Genomic DNA, 4,789 nt, shown 5'->3' on the forward strand with positions numbered 1-4,789 from the left:
ACATATGTTCCCTTGGGTTGGACGTGTATCTGGCGGTTATGAGCTGGGGGTGTGCGTTGTGGACGGTGTCCTAGACGCGGTGGTCTGTTGGGCTCTGCGGTGACCGTGGGCGAGGGCGAGTTGAGTCCGTAGTTGCTGGTTCTCGGCGGTGAGTTCTTTGATTCGTTGGTGGGCGAGTGCGACGCGTTGTTGCCAGGATTCTTCGGTGGCGTGGGTGTGGGGTTTCACCGTGCGGGTTGATCGCGGTTCGGCGTTGATGCGGTTGAGCAGGTCGGGTTGGGTGTAGATCCAGGAGCGGGCAACGCCTGCGGAACGTGCTAGACCGGCGACGGTGATGGCGGTGTCTGTGCTTTCGAGCTGTTTCAAGGCGTCGAGGGCTCGTTGGCGGGTGCGTTCATGCCGTGCTGCGGCGGCGCTCTTGAGGTGTGCGGTGTTGTCAGCTCGCATCGTCGGCGTCCGAGATTGTTGGGGGTGTAGGTGTTTCGAGACTGGTGATGACGGTGAGCAGGTTGTCGGCGGTGCGTTGGTTCATTTCGACGACCCGAAGCTGACCTCGTTGTCGGGCGCGCTCGATGATGCCGCGGGTCAGTTCCAGTTGCTCGCGATGTTGGGGCAGGAATTCTTCGGTGGTGATGAAGACGGGGCAGGTCAGGCAGGCGTTGGCGTGTGGACAGGTCTGCTGCAGCGGCAGGCCGCAGTAGCCGTTGGGCAGCGCCATGGTGGCCCGCGCCAGATGCTGTTTGGCCCATTGGGCATCAGCGAGCGGGCTGTCAGCGTCGATGTTGACGGTGTGGCCGTGGATGTCGACTTTGCGGGCGCGTTCCCAGTGCCGACGCACGGTGACGTCGTGCAGCCGCGCATAGTGGGCGGTCATCTCCAAGGAGGTGTGGTCGAGGATTTTGCGGACCACTTCCTGGGGGACGTCGTTGTTGATCAGCCGGGTGCCGAGGGTGTGCCGGAACTGATGTGGGGTGATGTGCATGGGTGCACCGGTCTCGTCGACAATGCGGCACTGCTGGATCCAGGCATCGAGCGCGGTCCGGTGGGCGCACGTGCTGGCCGGGTGCCTGCCGTCGGGGTTCATTGTCAGTCGGGGAAACAACACTGCTTTCGGTGAGTACTGGGTGCGCACCCGGGCGGCTTGATCGTTGATCGCGGCCGCCATTTCCGAGGAGATCGGCACCAGTGCTTCACGTTTCATCTTCCGGTTCAGATAGCGCAGATAGGGGGCGTTCTGCTGGTCGCAGATGACGCAGTCTTGCGGCAGGTGCAGGGCATCGTTGATTCGCAACCCGGTCTCCATGAGCAGCGGGAACAGCAGTCGCCAGCGGGGATCGGTGAGCTTGGCGAGGTTGTCTGCGTTTTCCAGCTGCGCCATGACCGATGCCGGCAACGCTCGGGGAGCCAGTTTGGTTTCTTTGGGAAAGTCGTCGGAATACAGTGCCGCGCTGGCGGGGACTCCGGCGATCCAGTCGTGCTGGCGGGCGATCTCCAGGAACCTGCGCACCGATGCGAGCCGCTGGCGGCGTGCGTTCGGTGGGTGGCCCCGTTCGGTCAGAATGGTCAACAGTCGGTTGACCACGGCACGGTCGAACCGTTCGGGCGGGGCGTCGGCTCCGGCGCAGTCGGTAAGAGCCGATGACAGCAGTGTCAGGACGGTGAGGTCGCGGTGCATGCCGCTGGGGCTGTGGCCGATGTCGTGGCGCCAGCGTAGGAACTGTTTCACCGCGGTCTGCAGCCAGTCCTGTTCGATCTGACCGAAGTCCAGCCGCCAGCCCCGGGGAACTCCGGTGACACCGAGGCGTCGCAGCCGCCAGACATCTCGGGCGTATTCGTGCTCGTAGCCGAATTGGCCGCGTAGCCGATCGAGTTCATCGATGGTGAAGGTGAAGAAGCCGACTTGAAGTACTCCGACCGGTTTCGGTATGCGGCCGTGCCTGGGGCGGCTCGGACTGGGCCACTGGCCTTCGTCGGGTTCGAGCAACGAGCCGATACCGGTGTCGGCGAGCCCGTAGATCGCGCTCTGCAAGGAGGCCAGGCGCAACGACGGAGGGTGGGGGTGTTGTCGCGCCTGGTCGATGCCGTAGGCGATTTCTCTGCGCAGCGGCACCAGCAACCTGTCCAGGAGCACCGATGCTGGGCCAGGACACGGCCCTGGATCATCCCATTGGTCCAGGTCCGGCTTTCCCGCGGCAACCCAGCGGTCGCGGTGAGTAGAGCAGATCATCTCGCGGCCTGCGCGTGGTCGAGGGCAATCCGCCACCGCGCAGGCCGGGCCACCTCCCACCGGGTCACCTGCGGTGACGAGGACTCGGCAGTCGTCGAGCAGAATCGGCGCCACCAGCGTGCGAAGCTGATCCGGCAGCGGCAGCGGCGATGCCGGATCAGCATTCGCCGACGGTCCGACGATTTTCAACGACGTGGTCATCACTGGCTCCCATCGGCGCGGCCGAGGCAGCCTTTGTCGTGCAGGACTCGCCGAAGGTCATCGACCTCCAAGTGCGCGTAGGTGCCGGTGGTGGTCGTTACGGACGCATGCCCGAGGAGTTTCTGCACGACTTCGGCTGGCACCTCACGACGCAGGAGGTCGGTGGCGTAGGTATGACGCAGCATGTGAACGGTGAACGCGATACCGCTGCGTGCCCGCAGACGGATCACCAGATCGGTGACATTCCAGTACCGCCACGGCGTTCCGGCCGTTCCGCCCCACAGGTTGACGAACACATAGTCGCAATCGAGATCGCCGTATTCGTTGACCAGATAGTCGGTGTAGAGCCGGATCAGTGACGCCGAGACCGGTATCTCGCGCTGACCACCCTTGACTCGTGCGCTGTTGCTGTTGTCGCGCAATCGAATCCGGATCAATGTCGCCGCTGCATCGATATCCTCATGCCGTAGCCCCAACGCCTCACCGATGCGCATGCCGGTGCCGGCCAGCAACTCGATGAGGAACCGGTCACGCAGCCGATCACACGCACCAACCACCGCTGCCAACGACGCCGGGTCCAAAGTCCGCGGGATCTGTCGCGGTGTTTTCAACTTGATGGTCCGACGGCGTTTGTCGCCATCGGGGCCAAGATGCGCCAGAAACGGTCGCCACGCCCCCGACGCGCCGCCGGGTTTGATCATGGTCAACAAGTCCCCGCAGTCCACCCCGTGACGATGGTGATACTTGTAAAACGAACCCACCGCCGCCAGCTTGCGGTTGATCGTGGCCGCCGAGCAATGCGCGGACCCATTCCCCAAGGCTGTCACCGCGGCCGACCGGGCTGACGGAGTCAATCGCAGCCACCCAACGAACCGGCCCAAGTGTTCTAGACGGACTGTGCGCCAATCGATCCCGCGCGAACCGAGGAACTCGAAGTAATCACGCAGATCGAAGGCATAGGAACGTACCGTGCCCGGTGAACGCTCGATCGCGCTCAGATGCGCCAAGAACTCGTCAATCGGATCGACCACGGCGAAGGACTCATCCAAGACCGTCCACGATTCCCGACCGTCATCCGGGGCAAGCACCCGCTGGACCCGCATACCGCCTCCTCACCGCGCGTCTGGGCCTCTCCAGCGACGGTAACGAGCACCACCGACAACACCGCTCACGCATCGAAACCACGCGGCAGTCCATGCTGGGCGTTGCGGTCCAGATGTCGCCGGGTCATGAGAAGGTGAGGCTCATGCAATTCGACCTCGACCTGCTCCGCGAACGTGTCTTCACCAAACGCGACAAGATTGCGTCCGACTATGGCATTGCCGACCCGGCCGACAGCCCCACGGACTTCGCAGCACAAGTAATCGACGCGATCGACCAGCGCCCGGCCGAGAATCCACTTGATCAGCACATCACGAACAACACGGTATTTCGCGCGGCGGTCGCAGCGATATGGAGCAGTGGGACAGACTGGAAAGTGGTATTGCGTCGTCGCGCCGACGTCGAAGCGGCCTTGCACCAGTACGACCTCGAAACACTGGCCAATGATCCTGATGTCACAGTCGCCACGCTCAGCCCCAAGCTCGGATCCCGATTCCAAAAGTCCCATGCAGCGGCAATCTTGAAATGGGCAGAGCGGCTTGCAGCGAATCCGGACTACTACCAACAGGCGATTTGCGCGGTCGGCAAACAACTTCGAAGTGCAACAGAGCCTGCCGGGCTCACCGATGGCGAGCTGATGATCGCTTTGGCTGTCCTGTTCAGCGAAGGCGCAACCACCCAAACTCCGGTAAGTACGGTCCCCGCCCCGGAACTCAAGGCGCCCGGCATGGGTATAGCAATCAGCTGCGAGTTTCTCCGGAATCTCCGCTGGAGCGGGTTCAAGCCCGACGTACACATCACGCGGCTTTTCGATCACTGGGCGGCGATCCACCACCTCCCGCTAGCCGAGCAGCGGACGCGAGCAGAGGAGATAGTCAAACTGGCGGGACGTCGTAGCCGCGAGGACATGATCAGATCCGTGCAATATGCGCTGGCTGGACTCCACCACACTCCCTCCGATACCCCAGCCTCGGAGGCGGACAACCTCATCTGGCTCCTTGGCTCCTACATCGAGCCGATCGGCGCCGAGACCGACCTTCCATACCTACGGTGAGCGCCCATCGCAAGAAGCCAAAACCGAATCGCTGCCGCAGCCGGCCAGCGGAAGTCGTGCTAACAGCGCTCAGCCTCGGTCGTCGACGACAGCGCAGATCCGCGTCGTAGACACTCCAGATATCACCAAATGGCCAGACCCCAACTGCGCCAATCCAGGTCGTCAGCTACATCGACTACACACCCGTAGCGACCCTAGGGAACATA

The 4,789-nt window shown here is 63.1% G+C and carries 4 protein-coding genes; 1 reads left to right on the forward strand and 3 read right to left on the reverse strand.

The features are described 5' to 3' along the window. Positions 1-36: 36 nt before the first annotated feature. Genes BST15_RS20650 through BST15_RS20660 form a run of 3 tightly spaced genes read right to left on the reverse strand, consistent with a single transcriptional unit; the run spans position 37 to position 3,531 of the window. The gene (locus tag BST15_RS20650; RefSeq protein WP_046191410.1) at positions 37-447 is read right to left on the reverse strand and encodes a DUF6262 family protein; all 411 of its coding nucleotides are present in this window, start codon (positions 445-447) and stop codon (positions 37-39) included. After that, the gene (locus tag BST15_RS22965) at positions 437-2,428 is read right to left on the reverse strand and encodes a tyrosine-type recombinase/integrase (RefSeq protein WP_052751543.1); all 1,992 of its coding nucleotides are present in this window, start codon (positions 2,426-2,428) and stop codon (positions 437-439) included. The genes BST15_RS20650 and BST15_RS22965 overlap by 11 nt, the downstream gene beginning before the upstream one ends. Continuing rightward, positions 2,428-3,531 (reverse strand): tyrosine-type recombinase/integrase, encoded by a 1,104-nt coding sequence (locus tag BST15_RS20660; RefSeq protein WP_046191411.1) that lies wholly within the window; start codon positions 3,529-3,531, stop codon positions 2,428-2,430. The genes BST15_RS22965 and BST15_RS20660 overlap by 1 nt, the downstream gene beginning before the upstream one ends. A 143-nt stretch (positions 3,532-3,674) precedes the next feature. Here BST15_RS20660 and BST15_RS20665 point away from each other — a divergent pair, with 143 nt between their 5' ends. After that, complete coding sequence (locus BST15_RS20665) at positions 3,675-4,583, forward strand: hypothetical protein (protein WP_131701238.1); 909 nt, start codon at positions 3,675-3,677, stop codon at positions 4,581-4,583. The last annotated feature ends 206 nt before the right edge of the window (positions 4,584-4,789 follow it).

Origin of the sequence: Mycolicibacter arupensis, assembly GCF_002086515.1 — a bacterium.
Classification (GTDB): Bacteria; Actinomycetota; Actinomycetes; order Mycobacteriales; family Mycobacteriaceae; genus Mycobacterium; species Mycobacterium arupense.

Coding starts and splice junctions, on each gene's coding strand:
- BST15_RS20665 (WP_131701238.1), top strand. CDS start 3,675: ATGCAATTCGACCTCGACCTGCTCCGCGAACGTGTCTTCACCAAACGC.
- BST15_RS20650 (WP_046191410.1), bottom strand. CDS start 447: ATGCGAGCTGACAACACCGCACACCTCAAGAGCGCCGCCGCAGCACGG.
- BST15_RS22965 (WP_052751543.1), bottom strand. CDS start 2,428: ATGACCACGTCGTTGAAAATCGTCGGACCGTCGGCGAATGCTGATCCG.
- BST15_RS20660 (WP_046191411.1), bottom strand. CDS start 3,531: ATGCGGGTCCAGCGGGTGCTTGCCCCGGATGACGGTCGGGAATCGTGG.